Source organism: Bradyrhizobium sp. P2_E8 (genome assembly GCF_056403875.1).
Map to the genome: position 1 here is coordinate 1 of NZ_JBFUES010001654.1, position 931 is coordinate 931.

Sequence of the window (931 nt, forward strand, 5' to 3'; positions counted from 1 at the left end):
ATCGCGCAATCACTCAATCAGATCGAGAAGGCCTACGGGCCAAACAACGCCATCCTCGACAACTGCCACGTCCGCGTCAGCTTTGCGACCAACGACGAGCGGACCGCCAAGCGGGTGTCCGACGCGCTGGGGACGGCGACCGAGATGCGCGCGATGAAGAACTATGCCGGGCACCGATTGAATCCCTGGCTGGGGCACCTGATGGTCTCACGGCAGGAGACGGCAAGGCCGCTGTTGACCCCGGGGGAAGTCATGCAGCTTCCGCCGCTGGACGAGATCGTCATGGTGGCGGGCACGCCGCCGATCCGGGCGAAGAAGGTGCGCTACTACGAGGATCGGCGGTTCACCGAGCGCGTTTTGCCGCCGCCGGATCCGGCGAGCGCCGGCCGATCATCGCGAACGGACGGATGGTCAGCGCTCGGACCGCTCAAGCCGACGGGAGGTCCAACAGACAAAAAGGGGGAGGCCGAGGAAGACACGGCGAACAGCGGACTCCGTCGTGAGCCCGAACTCCCCGATCACGTTGCGATTGCCAAGGAGACGACCGAGCCGACGCCGGCAGAGGAATTTGCCGTGGTGCTCGACGATGACGAGGACGCGGTCCGACAGTCTCGACTTATGCGTCAGCAGATGCGCGGCATCGCTCGTCAGGTCGTCATGGACCCGAATGACGATATGGACCTGTAAGGGCAAACATGCGCGACAGGATGAACGTGTATTTCCCGCCGGAGCTTCTGAAGCAGATCTCGGACTTGGCTGATCGCAAGAAGCTTTCCCGCTCTGCGATCGTGGAAGCGGCAGTTGCGTCCTTTTTGTCACCAGATGGACCTGACAGAAAAGAGGCAGCGTTTACCCGTCGCCTGGACCGCCTGTCGCGTCAGATGCAGCGGCTTGAGCGTGACGTCGGTCTGACGGCCGAGACCCTGGCCCT

General features: G+C 63.2%; 1 protein-coding gene and 1 pseudogene. Both read left to right on the forward strand.

Annotation, left to right across the window (positions count from 1 at the left end):
- A partial coding sequence (locus tag AC1D00_RS43010; protein WP_477014908.1) for a type IV secretory system conjugative DNA transfer family protein occupies positions 1 to 687 on the forward strand: 687 nt, incomplete at its 5' end.
- Positions 688 to 695: 8 nt separating this feature from the next.
- Positions 696 to 931, forward strand: a pseudogene (locus tag AC1D00_RS43015) (CopG family transcriptional regulator); the annotation flags it as partial.